Source organism: Tepidibacillus infernus, assembly GCF_048898065.1.
Lineage (GTDB): Bacteria > Bacillota > Bacilli > Tepidibacillales > Tepidibacillaceae > Tepidibacillus_B > Tepidibacillus_B infernus.
This window is the reverse complement of the sequence record NZ_JBLWFI010000001.1, coordinates 515,297-535,758: the sequence shown is the minus strand read 5'-3', so window position 1 is coordinate 535,758 and position 20,462 is coordinate 515,297. Positions and strand designations below refer to the sequence as shown.

Here is a 20,462-nt window from a genome sequence, read left to right as displayed (position 1 = left end):
ATATTTGTAGTAAAACCGATCAAAAGGAGAAAATGGTTATTCAAAACCAGCTTTCACAAATTTCTGCTGAAATTATTGCAAATTGGTTTAAAGCTTTTTCAGATATAAACAGAGTGAAAATTGGATTTCTTCTTCTTCGACAAGAAGAATTATGTGTGCATGATATTTCCCAACTTTTAAACCTTTCGATTGCAAACACAAGTCATCATCTTCGCTTAATGAAAACTTTAGGAATTACTTCAACCAAAAAACAAGGAACTACCGTTTTATACTCATTAAAAGATGAACACGTAAAAGAGATTTTAAACTTAAGTTTCATGCACCTATTAGAAGAAAATTAAGAAACAAATCATATTTAAAAATAGAGTTACACAAACTACTGGAGAAAAGCTCATAAAGATGAAATGTCAGAAAAAGAAATCGCACAAATCGAAGATAAAAACCAAAATCGAATTGAGGCAATTGACGGATTTAGAGGTGAAATCCAAGATGAAGTCCATAATCAACAAGATAACGTTTAAAAATAATTACTGATACCTTCCATTAAAATAGCAAGCCTTCGCTTGCTATTTTTTGCGTATTTCAATGAAAATGATGTTAATGAAATTCTACAAAATTTTTAATTCTTTTGTAACTTTTTGCTCTCATTTTCGTCTTATTAATAGATTGATAAAAACAAGGAGGAAAAACATGAAAACAAGATTACATTGGATGGTTATCCTTCTAATCTCTCTAATTCTCATTTTTTCTACTGTCTCTTGTTCAAATAAAAATGAGCAGACAACGCCTAACGAAGAGCTAAAAACAGGTACTGAAGAACCAAACCAACAAACAGAAACTTTTCAAGACCAGGGAATTTACACTGGACAAATTGACAATAATTCTGTGGAAATAAGAACTAAAAATGAGATCATGGCACTTCAATTGACAGATGAGGTTAGACAAGTGATTGAAACTTTAGTGGAGAATGATGAAGTCACTTTTGAGTATGAGAAAAATAAAGTTGGACAATTGATTCTAACGAAATTAGAAAAAATAAATTCTTACAAAACAAGTCAAAGAAAACTTCCTAAGGAAAAAGATATAGAAATCTTTGTTGAAGGAACTAAAGAATTAAGAAAAGCATATCTAAATGAAAGTACTTTAGGGTACTCTATTTATGTCCAACCTCAATTTACTTTTAGCGGGGAAGAGCCTGGCAAAGATATTTTATTCTGGAATAATGATGGCAATTATTACATCCGTATCGAAAAGCTTCCTGATGATGTAAATATAGAGGATATGAGAAAAAATGCAGCATTAGAATTACAAACCATCGGTAAAGTATATGAAAGAAATGTTGAGGAGATTTTTGATCCATTCTTTAGAACGGCTAAATTCTTCTTAACTTCTTCTACGTCTCAACTAACACAAAATATTATGCTGATTGAAATCGATGGAACATTATTTAAATTTAAATTTAATTTCCCAAATGGTGAAGCCGCGGAAGGAGTTACGCCTAGTTTATGGGCAATGTTAAAAACGATTGATGTAAATCAATGATCTATCATAAGATTCAAAATGAGAGGTTGTTAAATGCCTCTCATTTTGAATGGGCTATTTCTTTGATTTCAAGCTGTCGACTATCCTAACTCTGATTTTATTTTGCTGCTTCATCCATTACATTGATCATCAAGCTTTCTACATGGTCAGCAGTTTTGTTCCATTCTTCTTTTTCATATTGATTTAATAAGAATGTAGGTCTAGGCATTCTAATATTAACGTTTCCGTCTTCTTCAGTAACTGTAATTTTACATGGTAAGAAGATAGAAACTTCATTTCCTAAACTAAGAATTTCATATGCTTCTCCTGCATTGCAAACTTCCAAAACACTTACCTTTTTCTTAAAGTCATATCCTTTATTTAGAATATTGTTGTGGATGTCAATGCGAGCAACAATTTTGAACGCAATCTTCTTGAGTTCAGCATCGATTGCTTCAATTGTTTGTTCAAATCCTTTATTCGATGGTACAACATATTCAAAATGTTTCATTTTCTTTCTCCCCCTATTTTTTAAAATGATCCTTCCTTTTCCATCTTTCATTTTACTTTTTTCATTAGTATTAGACAAGAATTATTCTAATTTATTTTTTGAATAGTGTTTCTCTAGAATCTTTCTAAGCTGAACTAACTCTTCTTTTGTTAGTGTAATTCCTTTTCCCATTTTCTCATGATTAGGATCCCAATCGCGTAGGTCATATTTTGGTTCACGGCCGTTCCAGCTAATTAGGTTTAGCTCTTTCTTCCATCCTTTTGCACTTTCCGAAATAACCCCCACAGTTTCTTTAATTTCAAATTTGATCTCTGCCATTATCTTTTCTCCCCTTCTAAAAATTTTCCTTTGCTCTATTATTTTAAGTAATCTTATTATATCGAACAATAGTTCGATTTTCAATTCTTTCTTTCCATAAGAAAAGGTTTGTATATTCCATCGCGCTCCGTCATCCGTGCCCTTCTATAAATAAAGATTACGGAGAGAAGGGCACTTCTGAAGGTCGCAGCTTATGGAATATACAAACCCCTAAATGACAAGTGGAAGAAAGTTATGCTTTCTTATTTTTTTAAAAAACAACCACAAACCCTTGTGGTTGCTGGCTTTTTAAGTATTGGCGGGAGTGGATGGGAATCGAACCCACCAGGGACAGCACGTGCCCCTCACTCGGTTTTGAAGACCGGGGAGAACACCAGAATCTCAGCCACTCCCTTAAGAGTTACATAACATATTATACACGTTTCGTTTACAATTGCAAGCTTACCCTATCGGGTATCTCCTTCTAGGTATATACCTATTTTTTCAAAATTTTGTATCCAAATTGGGTGTTATGCCATACATTGATGGTGTAATAGGCAAATAACTCGAAGGAGGAACAAAATAGAATGGAAAAAATGGAAATTCAACAAAGAGAACCCTTATATTCACCTTATCAACAACCAGCATTACCAACACAACCTACAATGCTTGAGGATCAACAATTTACTTATCCTTGGTTTTGGCAATATCCTAGTTATGGCCAATATCCTTGGTATGGACGCAGACCTCGTTGGGGACGCCATCCATGGTGGGGACATCAACCTTGGTGGTATGGTAGTGGCTCCTATCCTTGGTATGGTACACCCATACCTTATTCAGAGACAAATGAGGGTGCCGAAACAGAAGATGAAGATGATGTAATGACAGAACAATTTGGCTTTGGATACCCTTGGTTTGGTTATCCTGGATTTGGCTATCCATGGTTTGGATTTTATCCATGGTGGAGACGCCGTTTTTGGTGGTAAGTGATAAAGTGAAGCGAACTATTCGCTTCACTTTTTGATATAATGACGTAAGATACACTATTTTGCATGTAAAGGAGCCTTATCTATGCAAAAGCATTATATTGTTGGTACTGCGGGTCATATTGACCATGGAAAAACGACATTATCCAAAGCCTTAACGGGAAAAGACACAGACCGTCTAAAAGAAGAAAAAGAAAGGAATATCTCTATCGAATTAGGCTTTGCCCCCTTTCTGCTACCAAATGGTGATCAAGTTTCCTTAATTGATGTACCAGGTCATGAAAAATTTATTCGTCATATGGTTGCTGGTGTTGGTGGTATTGATTTAGTCTTACTTGTTATTGCAGCAGACGAAGGGATTATGCCGCAAACAAAAGAACATATGCAGATCATAGAATTACTAGGGATTGAACATGGAGTGATCGTCTTAACTAAAAAAGATTTAATTGATGATGAATTTTTACAACTTGTTGTGGAGGAAGTAAAAGAAACTATAGAGGATACCATCCTTAAAGATGCACCTATCATTTGTGTTTCAAGTACGACAAATGAAGGAATTGAAGAATTAAAGCAAATGATACAAAATCAATTACAACTAATTCCTGAACGTACTTATACTGGCTTTTTTCGCATGCCGATTGACAGAGTATTTACCTTGAAAGGAATTGGAACTGTTGTCACAGGTACAGTTTATTCTGGAAATGTCGAAGTGGGACAAGAACTAGAAATCCTACCTTCCAACCATAAAGTACGTGTTAGAAGTCTACAAGTTCACTCAGAAAGCGTTGATCAAGCATTTGCAGGCCAACGTGTCGCAATCAATCTAACTGGAATTGAAATAGAAGATTTAAAACGTGGCGATTCTGTGGTTACCCCAAAACAATGGGAACCAAGTGAACGGGTGGATATTCAATTACATATTCTTAAGGATATTGACTTTTCAATTAAACAAAATACTGAAGTAAAATTCCATGTTGGGACTTCAGAAGTCTTAGGAACGCTCCTTTTATATGATCGTAAAGAAGCGTTGCCTGGTGACACAGTCTATTGTCAGATTAAATTAGAAGAGCCTATTATTTCATCGCGTAAAGAACGATTTATTATCCGACGCCCTTCTCCAGCTGCGACAATTGGTGGAGGAATGATCATTGAACCCAATGCAGAAAAACATAAGTATCGCCAAGAAACCGTAGAGTTATTAAAGCAAAAAAGCAAAGGCACTCTAGAAGACTTGCTTTTACATCAGTTTTTAACCCTTCCACAGATTTTCTTGTCTTTAACCGACTTATCAAATCTATTCGTTTTACCAGACACTGAAATCTTGGTCGGTGTTAATAAGCTTATTCAAAATCATAAAGTAAGCCCATTTAATCAAAGTTCAGTCCCATTTTACGCTTCAAGTGACCGATTAGCAGAGCTAGAAAATAAAATTACATCGTTTCTCGAAGGTTACCATACAACTTATTCTATTCGCAAGGGACAAGCAAAATCAGAATTGATTAAACAGTTTTTACCTAAAATAAAACCAAAAATGGCACAAGAAATCCTTCAATACTGGCAGGATAAAACCTTATTAAAAGTGAAGGATGACTATATTTCTCTCTTTACTTTTTCACCTCATTTACCCGAAGAACTGCGGAAAAAAGCGGAGTTATTAGAAAAAAAATTGATCCAGCAAGAATTTAACCCTGATACATGGGATGACCTAACAAAAGAATTTGGGATCAATGACAAAGAAAAAAATGAGCTGTTTTCCTTTTTGATAAACCAAGGGAGAATTTATAAGTTAACGGATAAAATGGTTATTCATGCTCAATCCTTTGACAAGTTAAAAAAATTGGTTACAGATTTTTTAATGAAGGAAAAGCAAATAACCATCCAGCAAGCAAAGGATTTACTAAATGTTTCACGTAAATATTTAGTCCCTTTATTGGAGCTTCTAGACCAAGAGAAAGTAACGGTTCTTAGGCAAGGGCAAAATTACCGTGAACTTCGATCATTAAATTAAAGCTTTCTTTATCATTTAAAAACAGCACCTGCAATAGGTGCTGTTTTGATTAGTACACAAAGGTCGAAACAATAAGAGTACCTAACAAACCAATTACCCCTAGCCCCATTGCCCAAATCCCAAGGCCTTGATCTCCCCTTCGGTAGGCGAGATATCCTAACACGATTCCGATAGGCGCTAAAATATAGGGTAAAAAGAATAAGGATAATATAGATAAAACGATCCCAATTACAGCCGTTCCAGAATATTGTCCCGACTCTTTACTTGATTGTTCCCCATGAATATCCTCTTTAACCTTTCCCCTAAAGGGAACTATTTTTTTTGGTAATTGAGGTGTTAGTTCTGTTGCCAATTCCTCTTTTGTTAACGGCCTAAATTCCTTTAGAACTGTAATATTCTTCTTTTTCGACATGGAACTCCTCCATTCCAAAATAATCAGAATACAGTTCCTAACCTTATTATTGTTTCAATATAAGCTTAATATGTTAATCAAATATTGACAATTTTTCAAAAGGAAGATAGTATGTATCAAAATAAGGGGGCTTTCAAGTAATGATAAAAAAGGAATTTACTTTAGGGATTGATATTGATGGAACAGTAACAGATCCATATACCTTTATTCCTCATTTAAACCAATATTTTAATAAAAACTTTTTATACAATGAAATTACAACCTACGATTTAACAAAGCTTTATAATATTGATGAACAGGAATATTTAAATTGGTATAGCCATTATGGAGCTGACATTTATCAGACAGCACCATTAGCAAAAGATGCAAAGAAAACACTCTCCTATTTAAAACAAAGTTATCGTTTAATCTATATTAGTGCTCGAGAGGAGGAATACAGGTTACCTACTATGAAATGGTTTGAATCTCAAGGTCTTCCCTTTGATCGAGTTGTTTTAACAGGTTCCCCAAACAAAATCCAACAAGCAATTGAGTATGAAATCGATTTATTTCTAGAAGACCATTATGTAGCTTCCTGTCAAATGGCACAAGAATTAAACATTCCCATTTTATTATTTGATACACCTTATAATCAAGGACCATTGCCAGAACAAGTAACAAGGGTTTACTCATGGCAAGAAGCAAAACAAAAAATTAGTCAATATGCACAAAAGGTTATAAAGCGTTAATTCTTCATAACCTTTTGTGTTTGTAGCTATCTTTTTTCTTTTAATTTATTTGTATATGACCTCTTTTTTTATAGTGTACAAAGAAGCTTAAATTATCCTAGGATAAAAATTGATGTATAATAGGTTATAATGGAATTAGTGTAATCTTGATTTTGAAACTAGAGGTGAACTTTTTGTTTAAGGATATTCAATATACTGAAATAGAAGATAAGAAACATCATTTATTAATCGATGTGAGATCACCAAATGAATACCATGAAGCAACAATACCTGGGGCAATCAATATTCCCCTTTTCGATAATGAAGAAAGGGCATTGGTTGGAACAGTTTATAAGGAAAAAGGGTCTGATATTGCAAGAGAACTTGGGTTAGAAATTGTTTCTCCTAAGATCCCTCAGCTTGTAAAACAAGTAAGACAAGCCCTGCAACCTGGCCAAGTACCTGTTTTCTTTTGCTGGCGTGGTGGTATGCGAAGTAAGTCAATGGCCACATTTTATAGTTTAATTTACCCTGAACCTTATCGTCTTGAGGGAGGGTATCGTGCTTATCGACAATATATCGTCGAAGAGATTCCAAAAATGGATCTTAACATCCCTACTTTTGTCCTTCACGGAATGACAGGGGTTGGAAAAACCACCCTCCTTTATAAATTAAAGGAATTAGGCCTATCTATTATTGATTTAGAAGGAATGGCTCATCATCGTGGTTCAGCATTTGGTGCGATTGGTTTAGAGCCCGTGAATCAAAAAACGTTTGATTCTCAAGTATATGAAGTATTAAAAGAAATTCGGCAGGCTAGAGCTGTCGTAATCGAAGCAGAAAGTAAGCGTATTGGTAAAATTATCGTGCCTGACAATATTATGAATGCAAAGGAACACGGACATCATATTTTGATTACTGCCTCTCAACCCATTCGTATTCAACGAATACTAGAAGAATATCGGTTAGACCAGTATAAAGAACCATTTATAGATGGATTAAAAAGAATTGAAAGAAAATTACCAACAGAAGTAAGACCGCTTTTATTTGCTGCCGTTGAAAAGAATGAGTTTTATCAAGCGATTCAGCTCCTACTTGAATATTATTATGATCCTCGTTATCAGTTTGCAACAGATCAATACCAAGGACCTTTTTTTGAAGTGAATAGTGATAACCTTGATCATGCTGCTAGAGAAATTGTCCAATATATAGAGAATAAAATAGTCGCATTCTCCTTAAACTAATCTTAAGGACTTAATCTCCCTGCTTATATGACAGGGAGACTATTTCTTTAAAACATATGTAAATGATCAGGAGAGATGTAATGTGACCCGTTTTATTCGTTCAATCATTGCCTCTGGTATTTTATTAGGTATTGTCATCAGTCTTGCTTTGCCCCCTGTTACGCCTTTTACATTTCAATCTCGTTCCCTTCATAAAACCAACTTAAATGAAAAAATGGCCGAAACAGATTATATAACTAAAGATGCATGGCTTACGTCCAAAATGCAAATCCAATCACTGATACCAATCATAAAACAAGAATTAAAGCAAATGGATGATTCTACTTCCTCTTATGATCAAGTAAAGAAAAATCATTCGAATATTTTATCGATTCGATTAATGAAACAGACTTCACTTTCTGTTAAGGAGAACCTGGATCCTAAAAGAGATCAAATTTTTATTCAATCAAATAAAGATAAGTCATTAGTTTATATAGAAGTCCCAATTTTTAAAAATAATCGCTGGAATACCTATCAATTAACATTAAGAACCCCTATCTTTTCGGAAATTGAAAAGAAACAACAATTGCGAATGTTTACTGTTACCCATTTGCAAAACAATAAATGGAAAACAATACCTACTAAATATTCATCTAGAAAACGCTTAAGTCTGGGGTTAGAGGAAAATTTGCCTGATTTGAGACCAGACCAAGAAGAAAAAGGGATCAGTCACTACATACAAAATGAGGTTGTTATAAAGTTTAAAAAACAAATGAATGAGCAGAATATCCAAGCTTTTCTTAAGAAATACCAATTGACAACGAAAAAAAGACGAGACCATACGATTATTGCCCATTGTCCTAAACGTTCAACTAAAACACTTATTCGCTTGTTAGAAAAAGATCCCGCAATTGAATATGTGGAGCCTCATTTTATTTATTTAACTAATCAGAAACCAACACAGCTTAAACCGCTTATACCTAATGATAGCCTTTATATAGATTATCAATGGAACTTACCTACCATCTTCACAGAACAAGGTTGGGAGCTGACAAGAGGCAAAGAAAATATGATTGTAGCCGTGATTGATACAGGGATAGATTTAAATCATCCAGAATTCAAAGAAAAGTTGGTTAAGGGCTATAATGTGATTAACCCTTCCCTTCCTCCCATGGATGATGATGGTCATGGTACACATGTTGCGGGAATAATCGCGGCAAATACAAATAATTATGAAGGGATTGCCGGTATTACCTGGTATAATAAAATTATGCCAGTTAAAGTTTTGGATCAATCTGGAGCAGGTACCCTATTTGATGTAGCTGAGGGAGTGATATGGGCTACAGACCATGGAGCAAAAATCATCAACCTTAGCCTTGGCAATTATGCAGAATCAAAATATTTACACGATGCAATTCAATATGCTTATTCCAAAGATGTTGTCCTTGTTGCAGCTACTGGAAATGATAATATTGATGAATTAGGTTATCCAGCAGCCTATCCTGAAGTGATTGCGGTATCTGCTGTAGATGCTCAACAAAACAGAGCAGAATTTTCTAATTATGGCCCATATGTAGATGTGGTTGCACCCGGAGTAAATATCGCTAGTACCTATCCAGGAAACCGATATGCAGCGTTATCAGGTACATCGATGGCTAGTCCTCATGTTACAGGATTAGCAGCTTTAATTCGTTCCAGAAACCCTAATTTAACAAATAAGGAAGTGATAGACATTATTAAAAACACCACTACAGACTTAGGGGCCAAAGGGAAAGATGAATATTATGGTTACGGGGAGATTAATATTTTAAAAGCCATCACTACAAGTTCGGTAAATGTTACACCTATCAAAACTCATCCTCAAAGTAAAACAAAGCCTAAAAGTTTTTTTCAACGATGGCTTGAAAATTTAGCAAACTTTCAATTATGGAAAAAATAAAAGTAAAAAAAGGCCTTAGGTTAACATGTTTAACCTAGGCCTTTTTGTAATCAACGATCCTTTATTAGCGAATCGCTTCCATAATTTTTTCTAGAATCACTTCTTCTGGAACTGCTCCCTCTTGTTCTGCTTTTCCATCGTTAATTACCGTTTTTGGTACACCATACACATTATACTTTCCAGACAAATCAGGAAATTCCATTGCTTCGATCATTTCTCCACGAATATGTGGGTTAACCATAGCCATATGATGAGCCACGCGAACCGCGCGAGGACAATATGGTCAGGTAGGGGTTACGAAAACAGAAATGGTTACATCTTCAGTAATATTTTTTAATTGCTCTATCGTTGCTTGTGATAACCCAGTCTTTTCATTCGCAATATCAATAATATCCTCAATCAAAGTACTAAATTCATAACCCGAAGGGATCCCATAGAAGCGAACCCCAGTATCTGTTCCATCTTCCTTCACAAAAACAATGGCTGGAACTTTGTCTACGTTTAGACGATTTGCTTCCTCCGCATGTTCATCTTTATCCAATACTTGTAAATCAATACCATCAGAAAGTGCTGCAAGTTCTTCTAAAATTTCCTTTGTATCATCACAATAATCGCAGCCAGTTTTAGATCCAAAGAAACGAATGTGTGCAGTTCCTTGCATTTGCTCATTAAACATATTACGTATCGTTTCTTTATCCTTTTCATCGATTTTTGCCATTTTCTCATCTCCTTTTCATGTCATATGGAAAAGAACTATTTATATCTTTCCCTATTTAACTGTTAAATTAACATCAATATATTAAAACTTATTATCGGTACATTCAGTACATAAAGGTTACAAATTGTATGTATTATTCTACAAACCCTTGGTCAGCTAATGCTTGAACTGCATCCTTTGCATTACCTTTTGCACCAATAACAATCTTAATATCAGTTTCATTGATCACCTTTTGCATCCCTGGCCCAGCATGATCAAGCAAAACTAAATCAACTTGATGCTCTACTAAAAAATTCTTTATTGCTTGATGATGGTGACCATGTTCGTGATTATGGTCGTGATCGTGATGATGATAACCATGCTCATGCTCATGATGATGATCATGACCATGCGTTTCCGCAAATGGAGCTGCTACCTCTTCCCAAGAAATAATCTGCTTATTCTCAATGGTAGCAAAAGCAAGTTTGTTCGCTCTACCAAAATGCGCGTTGACCATCCCATTTGGTAACACAGCAACTGCTACTTTCATGATTACACCCCCTAACATTCGGAAACATATACCCCAATAGGTATATTATACTAAAAAGTAAAAAAAAGCAATGGTCTCAATAGTCCTAAATGCAAAAAGGGAAACGTTCCCATAAGGTATATCGTCTCCCTATCAAAAAATTTTATGCTAATCTGAAGATAACTCCTAAACCACCTTTAGGATATCGCCATTCAATATTGTCTTCTGGACAACCGATACGGCAGCTTCCACATTCATGACAGCCTTCAAAGCCGACAAACATTCGGTCTCCTTCCCATTTGTAAACTTCACCTGGGCAGAAAAACGTACAGTATTTTCCCTCACAATCAGCACAAACCTGGTGATTCTTAATAATTAGATGAGATTCTTTATCAGATACAAATCGTGTAAGATACTGTAAATCTTCTATTTTAACCTTTTTTAATGGTTCTGCCATCACTTCATCACCTTCCATACGCGGTATAGGTCGCGAATTGTGTTTATTGTTCCCCTATCTTGAACCATACCTAAAATCTTCTTCTGTTTATCCCATTTTGAAGCACCATCAACTGTAAACATTTCACTTGCAGCACGATTTATCATTGGGATGAACTCTTTAAAATACTGAGGATGGCGATCTAATGCATGTGCAGCATCTTTATATTTTTTCAAGTCTTGGCCTACAAAACTCTCCATTAGTTTTGTTCTGTAAGTATCTAACATATTTTCAGAAAAGTCTCCTACTTGTTTAGCTAAAATCGCTGTTTCTGCAGCTAGGCGCCCTGAAGCCATTGCAAGGTTTGAACCCTCACGGTGTATCCCATTAACGAGTTGGGCTGCATCCCCAACTAGCATAACTCCATGTCCTACAAGTTTTGGAATGGAATGATACCCACCCTCAGGAATTAAATGCGCCAAGTACTCTTTAGGTTCTCCACCCTCAATCAATTTACGAACCATCGGATGCTGTTTTAAGGTTTCTAAAAGTTCATGTGGGCGCATTTTTGTTTTCATTAAACCTGAAAGAAGTGTTCCCACACCAATACTAATACTATCCTTATTCGTATAAATAAATGCAGTACCAAGCATCCCTTTTGTTGAATCACCAAATATTTCAATGGTGGCCCCTTGATTAGGCTCTAAATTAAAGCGATCCTCAATTTTTTCAGGTGGTAAATTAATCACCTGCATGGCAGCTAAAGCGACTTCATTTGGTTTTAACTCTTTATGGAAACCTAATTGTTTAGCAAGTAATGAGTTTACACCATCAGCTAAAATAACAAGGTCAGCATAAACATCTCCATCAGGACGATCTGTTCTAACTCCTAGTACTCGATCATCTTCCACGATCACTTCTTTTACTACGGTTTCATTGATCAATAGCGCTCCTTGTTCAACAGCCTTATTAGCAAACCATTGGTCAAATTTTGCACGTAACACAGTGAAGTTATTATACGGTGCTTCTGCCCATTCTAAACCTTTGTATCCCACTTGGAAAGCCGATCTTTGGTCTAACATCCAAAATCTTTGCTCTACAACTGGTCTTTCAAATGGTGCTTCATTAAGAAAATCTGGAATAATTTCTTGTAATTGATGGCGGTACATCACACCACCCATTACGTTTTTTGAACCAGGATATTCACCACGTTCAAACATAATTACATTAAGTCCTGCTTTAGCTAATGTATAGGCAGCAGAAGATCCAGCAGGCCCGGCACCGACAACAATCACATCAAATTTTTCAGCCATGTTTTCTCTCCCCACTCTGCACTAGTTTCTTAAACTCATTAATAAATTTTGGAACAACTTCAAATGCATCACCAACAATACCATAGGTGCATTTTTCAAAAATTTGAGCATTTGGATCTTTGTTAATGGCGACAACGATTTCTGAGTTCTCCATTCCAACCGTATGCTGTACGGCACCTGAAATCCCTATTGCAAAATATAATTTAGGGGCAACCGTTGTTCCTGTTTGGCCAACTTGTTCTGAGTGTTCAGCCCAGCCTGCTTCAACTGCGTCACGACTAGCGCCAACAGCAGCACCTAAAACATCAGCCAATTCTCTGACTAACTGGAACCCTTTTTCATCTTGTAAACCTTTACCACCTGCAACAATCACATTAGCATCACTTAAGCGAATCTTATTTCCTAATTCTTGAACAACACTAATTACTTTTGTTTGCAATTGATTTTCGTCAATGTTAATTGGATGTTCAACCAATTTACCTGTACGACCTTTAATTGGATCAATGGCTTTCATCACCTTTGGACGAACGGATGCCATTTGTGGACGATGATTTTTACATAGAATCGTCGCCATAATGTTTCCACCCATCGCTGGACGAGAAGCCTCTAATAATCTATTTTTCAGATCAATATCTAAACGAGTACAATCAGCAGTTAATCCTGTCCCTAATTCTGTCGCAACAGTACTTGCTAAATCACGACCGATAACGGTTGCACCAAATAATAAAATCTCAGGCTTATATTTTTTTACTAAATCAACAACACCAACTTGATAAGCCTCTGAACGGTAATGTTCTAATACTGGATGATCGATAGAATAGACTGTGTCAGCTCCATACTCATAAAGTTCATTTACAATCTGATCAACCTTATGGCCTAAAAGAACACCAGCCAATTCAACATTTAATTTGTCAGCTAATTTACGACCAGCACCTAATAATTCAAGGGATACTGGGGCAATTTTACCACTACGTTGCTCAATATAAACCCATACACCTTGATACTCAGATTCTGGTAAAACAACTTCTGGTTTCTTTTCCTCTTTGGATAGTGGTTTTACCTCTTTAGATTTAACTTCTTCCTTATTTGAAACCTCTTCAGTTTTTTCTTCCATTTTTGGCTCTTCAACCACTTCTTTTTTCACACCAAAAGGCAAAGTAATAGCTGAAGTAGGACATACTTCTATACATTCTCCACATTCGATACATTTATCTGGAATCACTTCTGCTTGCGTTGCTCCCATGAAAAGAGCATCATGGGGACAAGTATCGATACAAGCACCACAAGAAATACATGCACTAGAAATTGAAACGGCCATCTTATACTCCTCCCTTAGCGAACAATCCATGAACGTTCAATAATTTATCCATGACATGATTAACAACTTCATCAGCAGTTCCTTGGATCTTCTCTCCCCCTGATTGTTTTGGTGGAGCAAAAATTTTACCAACAACGGTTGGAGAACCTTTTAAACCTAACTGACTACGGTCAACCTCAATGTCATTTGTTGTCCATACGATTGGATTATATTTCGCAGCTTTGATCATATTTGGTAGAGGAGCATATGTTAGTTCATTAATTTCTTTCTCTACTGTGATTAGACATGGTAATTTAGATTCTACTACTTCATGTCCATCTTCAATTTTACGACGAACACGAATCATCTTTTCTTCAGCTGAGAAATGTTCAACTTGATTGACTTGTGCTAATACTGGTATGCCTAGACGTCTAGCAATACCAGGGCCTACTTGGGCTGTATCGCCATCAATTGCTTGCTTTCCGGCAAAAATAATATCCACTGGTTCTTTCTCTGCAATTTTTTTAATTGCTTGCGTAAGCGCATAACTTGTTGCCAATGTATCAGATCCTGCAAAGGCACGGTCAGAAATAAGCACCCCTTCATCAGCACCTAATTCAATACATTTTTTGATGGTACTGACAGCCATCGGTGGACCCATTGAAACAACAGTCACTTTGCCCCCAGATTGTTTCTTTAAGCGAACAGCTTCTTCTACTGCATGTGCATCATATGGATTAATAATTGATGGAGCACTACTCCGATCAAGTGTGTTTGTTACTGGATCCAATTTTACTACACTTGTATCCGGTACTTGTTTCACACATACTACATAATGCATATCAATTTCACATCCTCTCCCTGAATATTTACATTTCTTGGTGTACATTTCTTTAATATAAAATAGATTTCTGTTTGCAAAATTCTTCACAAACTTGTACTACCTTAAGAATAGTAAATTATCCAAAACTATGCAATGCTATTTTTAAGAATCTATCATATTTTTTTATCTTTTTTTTACTAATCCTCCCCTTGTAAAGTTCCTTCAAAAAAGCTTTGGCAAAAATACCAAAGCTAATTGTATAACACATCTACTTTTACTCCTTTTTTTACCCCAAACTTTAAAGCTTCATTTACATCTTCAAAATAGATGTCGATTTTATTGCCTTTAATTGCGCTGCCTGTATCTTGTGCCATACGATAGCCTATCCCTTCAATATAAACTCTTGTACCAATAGGTATCACTTTCGGATCTACCGCAATCGTAATCCCTTCTTGTACACGTGCTCCACTTGAAGTTATCCCATATCCTGGATCCCCTGGTCTTTTACCTGTCGATTCATATCCAGCAGTATAAGCAGTTAATGTGAATAATCCTGATTTTCTTATTTGGGTTCTACTTGTACTCACTGAAGCAATTTTCACACGATCGACTTTTGGTAATTTAATCATTGTTCCTATTACTAATTGTTTAGGATTTAAATTTTGGTTCAAGTTTAAAAGAGAATCTACTGATGTATGATATTTCCTTGAAATTGCCCATAGCGTATCGCCCTTTTGAATTTGATAAACTTGGGTTTCAGATAGCATCATTTCATTTTGTTCTGCAAATGCTTTGTCTATTAAAGAATAATCTAAATTTTTAAGGTACGGAATCGTTATCGTAGAACCAATCTTTAAAGCTTTAAAATTAAGGCTAGGGTTTACTTTCACAATATCTTTCCAGTCAATTCCATATCTTATTCCAATTTGATATAAGGTGTCCCCTTTTTTTATGGTGTAGACGATTTGTTTTGTTTTTAGGGGCGTAATCTGTTTATTATAATCATCTGATAGAATCATTCTAGCATTTACCTGTGTACTCATTAAAATGAAAAATACTAGAATAAACGTTATTACTTTTCTTGTAATCATAGAATACTCCTTTCATTGATTTTTAAAAAAAAACAACTATTCCCATGATTACCAACATTTCTAATAACTATACCCGTTAAATGATTTAAGCGATTTTTAGCATATAGTTTTTACTAGATTTAGCCATGCTAAATTTAAGTGAGGTAAAAGTAGGAATGAAAAAGGATGTTGATCCTGCATTTATGGCAGGATTCCACACCATTGTTGTCGGTGAGATCAAAGCATATTCGGATGGTCGATTCTTTGGCCATCCGAATATGCTTTGATAAAGAAGTCAACTTTTTTTCTTCAACTAGTTCATTACCCAAAATTTGGGCAATTGTCCCCGTTACTGATAATTGCCTATTTGAATAAGGTGTTAAGGAAGAAGACCTAGAGGAGGAATCTTTAATGGATAAAGCTTTTGCCTTATTGCGCCAATATCAAGAATTAGAATTTGCAGCCGTAGAAGTTAGATTATACTTAGATACCCATCCATTTGACCAAGGAGCGCAATGTGATTTTAAGCGTTACACCTATCAAATGATGATGTTAAGACCACATTTGGAACGTCATTTTGGCCCTTTACAGCAAGGATTTTCTTATGAAAATCCTGCACGTTGGATTGATGAACCATGGCCATGGGAATTAAATTACTAGGAGAGGAGTGTTAAAGCATGTGGATCTATGAAAAAAAACTTGAAATCCCTGTTCGAGTGGAAAGGCCTGATCTAAGAATTGCTAAATTCTTAATTACCCAATACGGTGGTCCAGATGGAGAATTATCGGCTGCATTGAGATATTTAAATCAAAGGTATAGTATGCCAGATAGAAGAGCTAAAGCACTCCTAACTGATATCGGAACAGAAGAATTAGGACATTTAGAGATTATTGCAACATTAGTTCATAAACTGGTCAAAGGTGCCACTCCAGAGCAAATGATCGCTGCTGGTTTAGGTGGCCATTATGCAGACCATGAAAAAGCCTTATTCTATGTGGATGCAAACGGACATCCATGGACTGCTACTTATATTCAAGCAAAAGGAGATCCGATCGCAGATATAGCAGAGGATATCGCTGCAGAAGAAAAAGCGAGAGCAACTTATGAAAATCTAATCAATCTTTCTGATGATCCAGGAGTGATTCACGCGCTTAAATTTTTGAGAGAACGTGAAGTCGTTCATTCACAAAGATTTAGGGAAATTCTATATATGTTAAGCGAACATAGAAGAGCAAAAAAAATTAGGCCAGCTGAAGTTTATGAAACAAAAGATATATTTTCAGATACGAATGTAACCCCTGACGAAATTTTAGACTAATAAAGAAAGAAAATCTTAAAGAAGGGAGCATTGCGAGTGAGAAGACGACCCTATCCTCCTATATCGATTCCTCCTGTGAAACCTATGCCAGGCCCTGGAAGAGATTACTTAGACCAATACTCTTTACCTAAGGCACTAGAGAAAGGTACACTCTTTAAATGGTTATATGATCCTTATGAAAAGAAAGGATTTTATCCACCTTTTATGTAACATGTGAATAAGAATCAAAGGGATGCAAAACTTGCATCCTTCTTTGTTTAACTTTATCGATAATGAATAAAAAATTAATAATTTTTTAAAAATTATGTATTCTAAATGAAATGAACATGATATAATTTAACTGAATATTCTAATCATTCCTTATTGTGCTAAAAGGAGTTTAATCGCTAAACGTTTCTAACGATTAGTGGAAACGCTTAGTAAAAAAAGAAAAATTTAATGGGGTGAGTGAAGAGATGTACAAAGAAAGGATCCGATATGCACCTTATTTAAACAGGGTCATGGATGCAGAAAAAGCAGCCGATTTTATTAAAGATGGCATGATTGTGGGGGCAAGTGGTTTTACTCGAGCGGGAGATCCAAAAGCCGTAACTTTGGCATTGGCGGAAAGAGCAAAAAAAGAAAAGATTAAAATCAAATTTTGGACAGGTGCATCTTTAAGTGACGAAGTAGATGGTGGTCTTGCTGAGGCTGGTGCTTTAAGTCATCGACTTCCCTTTCAGGCAACAAGAAGTATGAGAGATTTGATTAACAAAGGTGAAATCTTATTTACAGATCAACACCTTAGCTTAACAAATGAATGGATTCGAAATGGGGTTATGGGTCCAATTGATATTGCTCTTGTTGAGGCTGTTACGATTACAGAAGATGGATACATTATTCCTACGACATCAGTAGGGAATACCCCAATTTTTGTTGACCAAGCAAAAAAAGTAATCATTGAAATCAATATGGCGCATACTCCACTTCTAGAAGGGGTACATGATATATATTTACCAGAAAAACGTCCTGGCCGTGAACCTATTCTGTTAAAAACACCTATGGAGAGAATTGGAACCCCTTACATTAAAGTAGATCCAGAAAAAGTGGTAGCTATCGTCATCACTGACCAAATGGATGTCCCTTCAAATATTCTTCCTGCAGATGAAGAAACAAAAATTATGGCGAACCATATCATTGAGTTCTTAAAAGAGGAAGTAAATCAAGGGCGTATACCAAACAGCTTAATGCCATTACAATCAGGTGTCGGAACGATTGCAAATGCTGTTTTAGAAGGTTTAGTCCATTCTCCATTTGAAGATTTAATCGTGGCTTCAGAAGTTCTTCAAGATGCAGTTTTCGAATTATTCAAAGCAGGAAAAGTTAAATTCGCAGCGGCTACCTCAGTCACTCTTTCACCTAGTTGGACAAAAGAATTATTTGAGAATTTCGATCAATATAGAGACAAATTAGTCTTCCGCCCTCAAGAGATCAGTAACCATCCAGAATTAATTCGTAGAATGGGTTTGATTGCAATCAATACTGCATTGGAAGCTGATATTTATGGAAACGTCAACTCAACACATGTGGCTGGTACCCATATGATGAATGGTATTGGCGGTTCTGGAGACTTTGCTCGTAATGCAGGACTTTCCATTTTTGTAACCAAATCTATTGCAAAAGATGGCAAAATTTCCAGTATTGTCCCCATGGTTTCCCATGTTGACCATACAGAACATGATGTACAAATCCTTGTCACTGAGCAAGGGTTGGCTGATTTAAGAGGTTTAGCTCCACGAGAGAGAGCTGAATTGATTATTGAAAAATGTGTTCACCCAATGTATAAAGATAAAATGAGAGAATATTATAATGAGGCATTAGAACGCGGTGGTCATACACCACATGTTCTTGAAAAAGCACTATCCTGGCACCAGAAATTACGTGAAACTGGAACGATGCTATAATCTTATTTTGAAAGAGTTCTATACGAACTCTTTCTTTAATTAATTTAATACGGGAGAAGATATGGTAGTCAATTGAGCTTAAATCTACTATAATAATATTGATACAGGTTTTTCAGGCATTACGATTCATTTTTAGTTTTACCATACTAAAAAATGAGGTGAGCCATATGGAAACTGTAAAATTATCAACGATTGTTAAATTTGTATCTCCCGATTTAGAGAATATCTTAACAAAGCATGAATTAGAATCACCTGTAGTATTAAAAAATGGAATCGACTCAGTCACGGTCGATGATATGATGGAAATTATTGAAGCGATGATTATACAAACCAAAACAAACGGTACCCTGTTTCATTAAGGGTACCGTTTTGCATCTTTAAATATTTCTACTTTTCATTTCATCTTAGTAATGGCTATCTTGTTCTGTTACTTTATCAGAAAATATTTTATAAACAAAAATTTGATAGGCGATCACAATGGGTACAAAGATAATAGCCACATAGAACATAATTCTTAACGTATATTCACTGGAAGAAGAGTTAAATATCGTTAAACTATACTTCTCATCAATACTAGATGGGATCATATTTGGATACAAACCAATAATGGTAATATAAATCGTCATTAATATCGTAACAGAACTTGCAAAAAATGCACGAATCGCATCCTTCTTTTGTAAAAATCGTCTCGTAAATAATAATGCCACAACAGCTAACCCTGGCACGATCCACAAGATCGGCTGTTGGAGATAATTCCTATAGAGATTTGTTGCCACACTAGTATAGATTAAAAAGATACCCGCAAGGATTAAGGCAATGACCCACAACTTTGAAGCATAGGTTAATGCCCTTTCAGATAAAGAACCCATTGTTTTAGCAGCAATCCATATCGCACCTGTTAATGAAAATAAGGCAATAAATACTAATCCTCCTAAGAGACCGTATGGATTAAGCAATGAGAGTAACGTTCCATGGTAGCCACTATCATCCATGGCTAACCCTTGGAAGATATTCGCAAATGCAACTCCAAAAAGTAGAGTAACTAACAAACTACCTGAGAAAAACGCCCACTTCCAAGCTTTTCTCCAAGATTGATGATCGCTTTTATTCATAAATTCAATGGCCGTTCCTCTAAATATCAATCCCAATAAAATGAGCATCAAAGGCAAATAAAGATAACTAAACATCAAAGCATAAGTGGTTGGAAAAGCTGCAAAGGTAGCACCACCAGCTGTAATCAACCATACTTCATTTCCATCCCAAAAAGGTCCAATGGTATTTAATAAAAGTTTACGTTCTGAATCATCTTTCGCAATAAATGGATAAAGAATTCCTACGCCTAAATCAAATCCATCTAGCATAAAATAGACTGCCCATAAAGTCCCCCATAATCCAAACCAAGTGATGGCCAATGCCGTATATGACATTTTT

At 35.6% G+C, this 20,462-nt stretch carries 24 protein-coding genes, 1 tRNA gene and 3 pseudogenes; 14 read left to right on the top strand and 14 right to left on the bottom strand.

Going from position 1 to position 20,462, the window contains the following annotated elements:
• The first annotated feature begins 32 nt into the window (after positions 1 to 32).
• The 3 genes from TEPIDINF_RS02695 (at position 33) to TEPIDINF_RS02685 (ending at position 1,542) form a co-directional block, all read left to right on the top strand.
• Positions 33 to 341, top strand: a complete 309-nt coding sequence (locus tag TEPIDINF_RS02695; protein WP_068723460.1) for an ArsR/SmtB family transcription factor — start codon at positions 33 to 35, stop codon at positions 339 to 341.
• A gap of 63 nt (positions 342 to 404) precedes the next feature.
• Positions 405 to 521, top strand: coding sequence for a hypothetical protein (locus TEPIDINF_RS02690; protein ID WP_268807434.1), 117 nt, complete (start codon positions 405 to 407; stop codon positions 519 to 521).
• A gap of 169 nt (positions 522 to 690) precedes the next feature.
• Positions 691 to 1,542 (top strand): hypothetical protein, encoded by an 852-nt coding sequence (locus tag TEPIDINF_RS02685; protein ID WP_421691314.1) that lies wholly within the window; start codon positions 691 to 693, stop codon positions 1,540 to 1,542.
• Positions 1,543 to 1,639: 97 nt separating this feature from the next.
• Here TEPIDINF_RS02685 and TEPIDINF_RS02680 read toward each other — a convergent pair whose 3' ends face one another.
• The 3 genes from TEPIDINF_RS02680 to TEPIDINF_RS02670 all read right to left on the bottom strand — a co-directional run bounded on the left by TEPIDINF_RS02680 (position 1,640) and on the right by TEPIDINF_RS02670 (position 2,743).
• Entirely contained in the window at positions 1,640 to 2,032 is a 393-nt protein-coding gene (locus TEPIDINF_RS02680) for a DUF302 domain-containing protein (protein ID WP_068723453.1), read from the bottom strand.
• Positions 2,033 to 2,113: 81 nt separating this feature from the next.
• Complete coding sequence (locus TEPIDINF_RS02675) at positions 2,114 to 2,350, bottom strand: YdbC family protein (RefSeq protein WP_421691313.1); 237 nt, start codon at positions 2,348 to 2,350, stop codon at positions 2,114 to 2,116.
• 296 nt (positions 2,351 to 2,646) lie between these two features.
• Positions 2,647 to 2,743: transfer RNA gene (locus TEPIDINF_RS02670), tRNA-Sec, on the bottom strand.
• A 173-nt stretch (positions 2,744 to 2,916) separates the two neighbouring features.
• Here TEPIDINF_RS02670 and TEPIDINF_RS02665 point away from each other — a divergent pair.
• Positions 2,917 to 3,315, top strand: a complete 399-nt coding sequence (locus tag TEPIDINF_RS02665; RefSeq protein WP_068723451.1) for a hypothetical protein — start codon at positions 2,917 to 2,919, stop codon at positions 3,313 to 3,315.
• 85 nt (positions 3,316 to 3,400) lie between these two features.
• The gene (gene selB / locus TEPIDINF_RS02660; RefSeq protein WP_068723448.1) at positions 3,401 to 5,323 is read left to right on the top strand and encodes a selenocysteine-specific translation elongation factor; all 1,923 of its coding nucleotides are present in this window, start codon (positions 3,401 to 3,403) and stop codon (positions 5,321 to 5,323) included.
• Positions 5,324 to 5,372: 49 nt separating this feature from the next.
• On the opposite strand, the gene TEPIDINF_RS02655 is transcribed toward selB, so the two are convergent.
• Entirely contained in the window at positions 5,373 to 5,735 is a 363-nt protein-coding gene (locus tag TEPIDINF_RS02655) for a DUF4190 domain-containing protein (protein ID WP_068723446.1), read from the bottom strand.
• 140 nt (positions 5,736 to 5,875) lie between these two features.
• Between TEPIDINF_RS02655 and TEPIDINF_RS02650 the strand changes: the two genes are divergently transcribed.
• The 3 genes from TEPIDINF_RS02650 (at position 5,876) to TEPIDINF_RS02640 (ending at position 9,604) form a co-directional block, all read left to right on the top strand.
• Positions 5,876 to 6,463 carry a 5' nucleotidase, NT5C type gene (locus TEPIDINF_RS02650; RefSeq protein ID WP_421691312.1) on the top strand — a complete coding sequence of 196 codons (588 nt, stop codon included), beginning with the start codon at positions 5,876 to 5,878 and terminating at the stop codon, positions 6,461 to 6,463.
• 173 nt (positions 6,464 to 6,636) lie between these two features.
• Positions 6,637 to 7,686 carry a tRNA 2-selenouridine(34) synthase MnmH gene (gene mnmH, locus TEPIDINF_RS02645; protein ID WP_421691311.1) on the top strand — a complete coding sequence of 350 codons (1,050 nt, stop codon included), beginning with the start codon at positions 6,637 to 6,639 and terminating at the stop codon, positions 7,684 to 7,686.
• A gap of 82 nt (positions 7,687 to 7,768) precedes the next feature.
• Entirely contained in the window at positions 7,769 to 9,604 is a 1,836-nt protein-coding gene (locus TEPIDINF_RS02640; protein ID WP_421691310.1) for a S8 family peptidase, read from the top strand.
• Between the two features lie 64 nt (positions 9,605 to 9,668).
• Here TEPIDINF_RS02640 and TEPIDINF_RS15225 read toward each other — a convergent pair.
• The 9 genes and pseudogenes from TEPIDINF_RS15225 to TEPIDINF_RS02600 form a co-directional block, all read right to left on the bottom strand.
• Positions 9,669 to 9,875, bottom strand: a pseudogene (locus TEPIDINF_RS15225) (thioredoxin family protein); the annotation flags it as partial.
• A 12-nt stretch (positions 9,876 to 9,887) separates the two neighbouring features.
• Positions 9,888 to 10,322: a thioredoxin family protein gene (locus tag TEPIDINF_RS02635; protein WP_220126409.1), complete on the bottom strand. Its 435-nt coding sequence runs from the start codon at positions 10,320 to 10,322 to the stop codon at positions 9,888 to 9,890.
• 133 nt (positions 10,323 to 10,455) lie between these two features.
• Positions 10,456 to 10,851, bottom strand: coding sequence for a NifB/NifX family molybdenum-iron cluster-binding protein (locus tag TEPIDINF_RS02630; RefSeq protein WP_421691309.1), 396 nt, complete (start codon positions 10,849 to 10,851; stop codon positions 10,456 to 10,458).
• A gap of 142 nt (positions 10,852 to 10,993) precedes the next feature.
• Positions 10,994 to 11,287, bottom strand: a complete 294-nt coding sequence (locus TEPIDINF_RS02625) for a ferredoxin family protein (RefSeq protein WP_068727437.1) — start codon at positions 11,285 to 11,287, stop codon at positions 10,994 to 10,996.
• Positions 11,287 to 12,579, bottom strand: coding sequence for an FAD-dependent oxidoreductase (locus TEPIDINF_RS02620; protein WP_068723439.1), 1,293 nt, complete (start codon positions 12,577 to 12,579; stop codon positions 11,287 to 11,289). Before TEPIDINF_RS02620 ends, TEPIDINF_RS02625 begins: the two co-directional genes overlap by 1 nt.
• Positions 12,572 to 13,561, bottom strand: coding sequence for an electron transfer flavoprotein subunit alpha/FixB family protein (locus tag TEPIDINF_RS02615; RefSeq protein ID WP_068727439.1), 990 nt, complete (start codon positions 13,559 to 13,561; stop codon positions 12,572 to 12,574). Before TEPIDINF_RS02615 ends, TEPIDINF_RS02620 begins: the two co-directional genes overlap by 8 nt.
• Before the next feature lie 180 nt (positions 13,562 to 13,741).
• Positions 13,742 to 13,897, bottom strand: a pseudogene (locus tag TEPIDINF_RS02610) (DUF362 domain-containing protein); the annotation flags it as partial.
• Between the two features lies 1 nt (position 13,898).
• Entirely contained in the window at positions 13,899 to 14,717 is an 819-nt protein-coding gene (locus TEPIDINF_RS02605; RefSeq protein ID WP_068727438.1) for an electron transfer flavoprotein subunit beta/FixA family protein, read from the bottom strand.
• 233 nt (positions 14,718 to 14,950) lie between these two features.
• Positions 14,951 to 15,790: a LysM peptidoglycan-binding domain-containing protein gene (locus TEPIDINF_RS02600; RefSeq protein ID WP_068723436.1), complete on the bottom strand. Its 840-nt coding sequence runs from the start codon at positions 15,788 to 15,790 to the stop codon at positions 14,951 to 14,953.
• A gap of 125 nt (positions 15,791 to 15,915) precedes the next feature.
• Between TEPIDINF_RS02600 and TEPIDINF_RS02595 the strand changes: the two genes are divergently transcribed.
• The 6 genes and pseudogenes from TEPIDINF_RS02595 to TEPIDINF_RS02570 all read left to right on the top strand — a co-directional run bounded on the left by TEPIDINF_RS02595 (position 15,916) and on the right by TEPIDINF_RS02570 (position 19,390).
• Entirely contained in the window at positions 15,916 to 16,056 is a 141-nt protein-coding gene (locus TEPIDINF_RS02595) for a hypothetical protein (protein ID WP_161937277.1), read from the top strand.
• Positions 16,057 to 16,180: 124 nt separating this feature from the next.
• The gene (locus TEPIDINF_RS02590) at positions 16,181 to 16,429 is read left to right on the top strand and encodes a spore coat protein CotJB (protein WP_421691308.1); all 249 of its coding nucleotides are present in this window, start codon (positions 16,181 to 16,183) and stop codon (positions 16,427 to 16,429) included.
• A gap of 17 nt (positions 16,430 to 16,446) precedes the next feature.
• A pseudogene (locus TEPIDINF_RS02585) lies at positions 16,447 to 17,007 on the top strand (manganese catalase family protein); the annotation flags it as partial.
• 117 nt (positions 17,008 to 17,124) lie between these two features.
• Positions 17,125 to 17,298, top strand: a complete 174-nt coding sequence (locus TEPIDINF_RS02580) for a spore coat associated protein CotJA (protein WP_153011987.1) — start codon at positions 17,125 to 17,127, stop codon at positions 17,296 to 17,298.
• A 245-nt stretch (positions 17,299 to 17,543) separates the two neighbouring features.
• Positions 17,544 to 19,031, top strand: a complete 1,488-nt coding sequence (locus TEPIDINF_RS02575) for an acetyl-CoA hydrolase/transferase family protein (RefSeq protein ID WP_068723432.1) — start codon at positions 17,544 to 17,546, stop codon at positions 19,029 to 19,031.
• Positions 19,032 to 19,198: 167 nt separating this feature from the next.
• Positions 19,199 to 19,390, top strand: coding sequence for a hypothetical protein (locus TEPIDINF_RS02570; protein WP_068723429.1), 192 nt, complete (start codon positions 19,199 to 19,201; stop codon positions 19,388 to 19,390).
• A 45-nt stretch (positions 19,391 to 19,435) separates the two neighbouring features.
• Here TEPIDINF_RS02570 and cydB read toward each other — a convergent pair whose 3' ends face one another.
• Positions 19,436 to 20,458: a cytochrome d ubiquinol oxidase subunit II gene (gene cydB, locus TEPIDINF_RS02565; protein WP_421691307.1), complete on the bottom strand. Its 1,023-nt coding sequence runs from the start codon at positions 20,456 to 20,458 to the stop codon at positions 19,436 to 19,438.
• Positions 20,459 to 20,462 lie beyond the last annotated feature (4 nt).

What these genes read in the sequence shown, in the direction of transcription:
- TEPIDINF_RS02695 (WP_068723460.1), top strand. Translation starts at nt 33, where the DNA reads ATGGTTATTCAAAACCAGCTTTCACAAATTTCTGCTGAAATTATTGCA.
- TEPIDINF_RS02690 (WP_268807434.1), top strand. Translation starts at nt 405, where the DNA reads ATGTCAGAAAAAGAAATCGCACAAATCGAAGATAAAAACCAAAATCGA.
- TEPIDINF_RS02685 (WP_421691314.1), top strand. Translation starts at nt 691, where the DNA reads ATGAAAACAAGATTACATTGGATGGTTATCCTTCTAATCTCTCTAATT.
- TEPIDINF_RS02680 (WP_068723453.1), bottom strand. Translation starts at nt 2,032, where the DNA reads ATGAAACATTTTGAATATGTTGTACCATCGAATAAAGGATTTGAACAA.
- TEPIDINF_RS02675 (WP_421691313.1), bottom strand. Translation starts at nt 2,350, where the DNA reads ATGGCAGAGATCAAATTTGAAATTAAAGAAACTGTGGGGGTTATTTCG.
- TEPIDINF_RS02665 (WP_068723451.1), top strand. Translation starts at nt 2,917, where the DNA reads ATGGAAAAAATGGAAATTCAACAAAGAGAACCCTTATATTCACCTTAT.
- selB (WP_068723448.1), top strand. Translation starts at nt 3,401, where the DNA reads ATGCAAAAGCATTATATTGTTGGTACTGCGGGTCATATTGACCATGGA.
- TEPIDINF_RS02655 (WP_068723446.1), bottom strand. Translation starts at nt 5,735, where the DNA reads ATGTCGAAAAAGAAGAATATTACAGTTCTAAAGGAATTTAGGCCGTTA.
- TEPIDINF_RS02650 (WP_421691312.1), top strand. Translation starts at nt 5,876, where the DNA reads ATGATAAAAAAGGAATTTACTTTAGGGATTGATATTGATGGAACAGTA.
- TEPIDINF_RS02635 (WP_220126409.1), bottom strand. Translation starts at nt 10,322, where the DNA reads ATGGCAAAAATCGATGAAAAGGATAAAGAAACGATACGTAATATGTTT.
- TEPIDINF_RS02630 (WP_421691309.1), bottom strand. Translation starts at nt 10,851, where the DNA reads ATGAAAGTAGCAGTTGCTGTGTTACCAAATGGGATGGTCAACGCGCAT.
- TEPIDINF_RS02625 (WP_068727437.1), bottom strand. Translation starts at nt 11,287, where the DNA reads ATGGCAGAACCATTAAAAAAGGTTAAAATAGAAGATTTACAGTATCTT.
- TEPIDINF_RS02620 (WP_068723439.1), bottom strand. Translation starts at nt 12,579, where the DNA reads ATGGCTGAAAAATTTGATGTGATTGTTGTCGGTGCCGGGCCTGCTGGA.
- TEPIDINF_RS02605 (WP_068727438.1), bottom strand. Translation starts at nt 14,717, where the DNA reads ATGCATTATGTAGTATGTGTGAAACAAGTACCGGATACAAGTGTAGTA.
- TEPIDINF_RS02600 (WP_068723436.1), bottom strand. Translation starts at nt 15,790, where the DNA reads ATGATTACAAGAAAAGTAATAACGTTTATTCTAGTATTTTTCATTTTA.
- TEPIDINF_RS02595 (WP_161937277.1), top strand. Translation starts at nt 15,916, where the DNA reads ATGCTAAATTTAAGTGAGGTAAAAGTAGGAATGAAAAAGGATGTTGAT.
- TEPIDINF_RS02590 (WP_421691308.1), top strand. Translation starts at nt 16,181, where the DNA reads ATGGATAAAGCTTTTGCCTTATTGCGCCAATATCAAGAATTAGAATTT.
- TEPIDINF_RS02575 (WP_068723432.1), top strand. Translation starts at nt 17,544, where the DNA reads ATGTACAAAGAAAGGATCCGATATGCACCTTATTTAAACAGGGTCATG.
- TEPIDINF_RS02570 (WP_068723429.1), top strand. Translation starts at nt 19,199, where the DNA reads ATGGAAACTGTAAAATTATCAACGATTGTTAAATTTGTATCTCCCGAT.
- cydB (WP_421691307.1), bottom strand. Translation starts at nt 20,458, where the DNA reads ATGTCATATACGGCATTGGCCATCACTTGGTTTGGATTATGGGGGACT.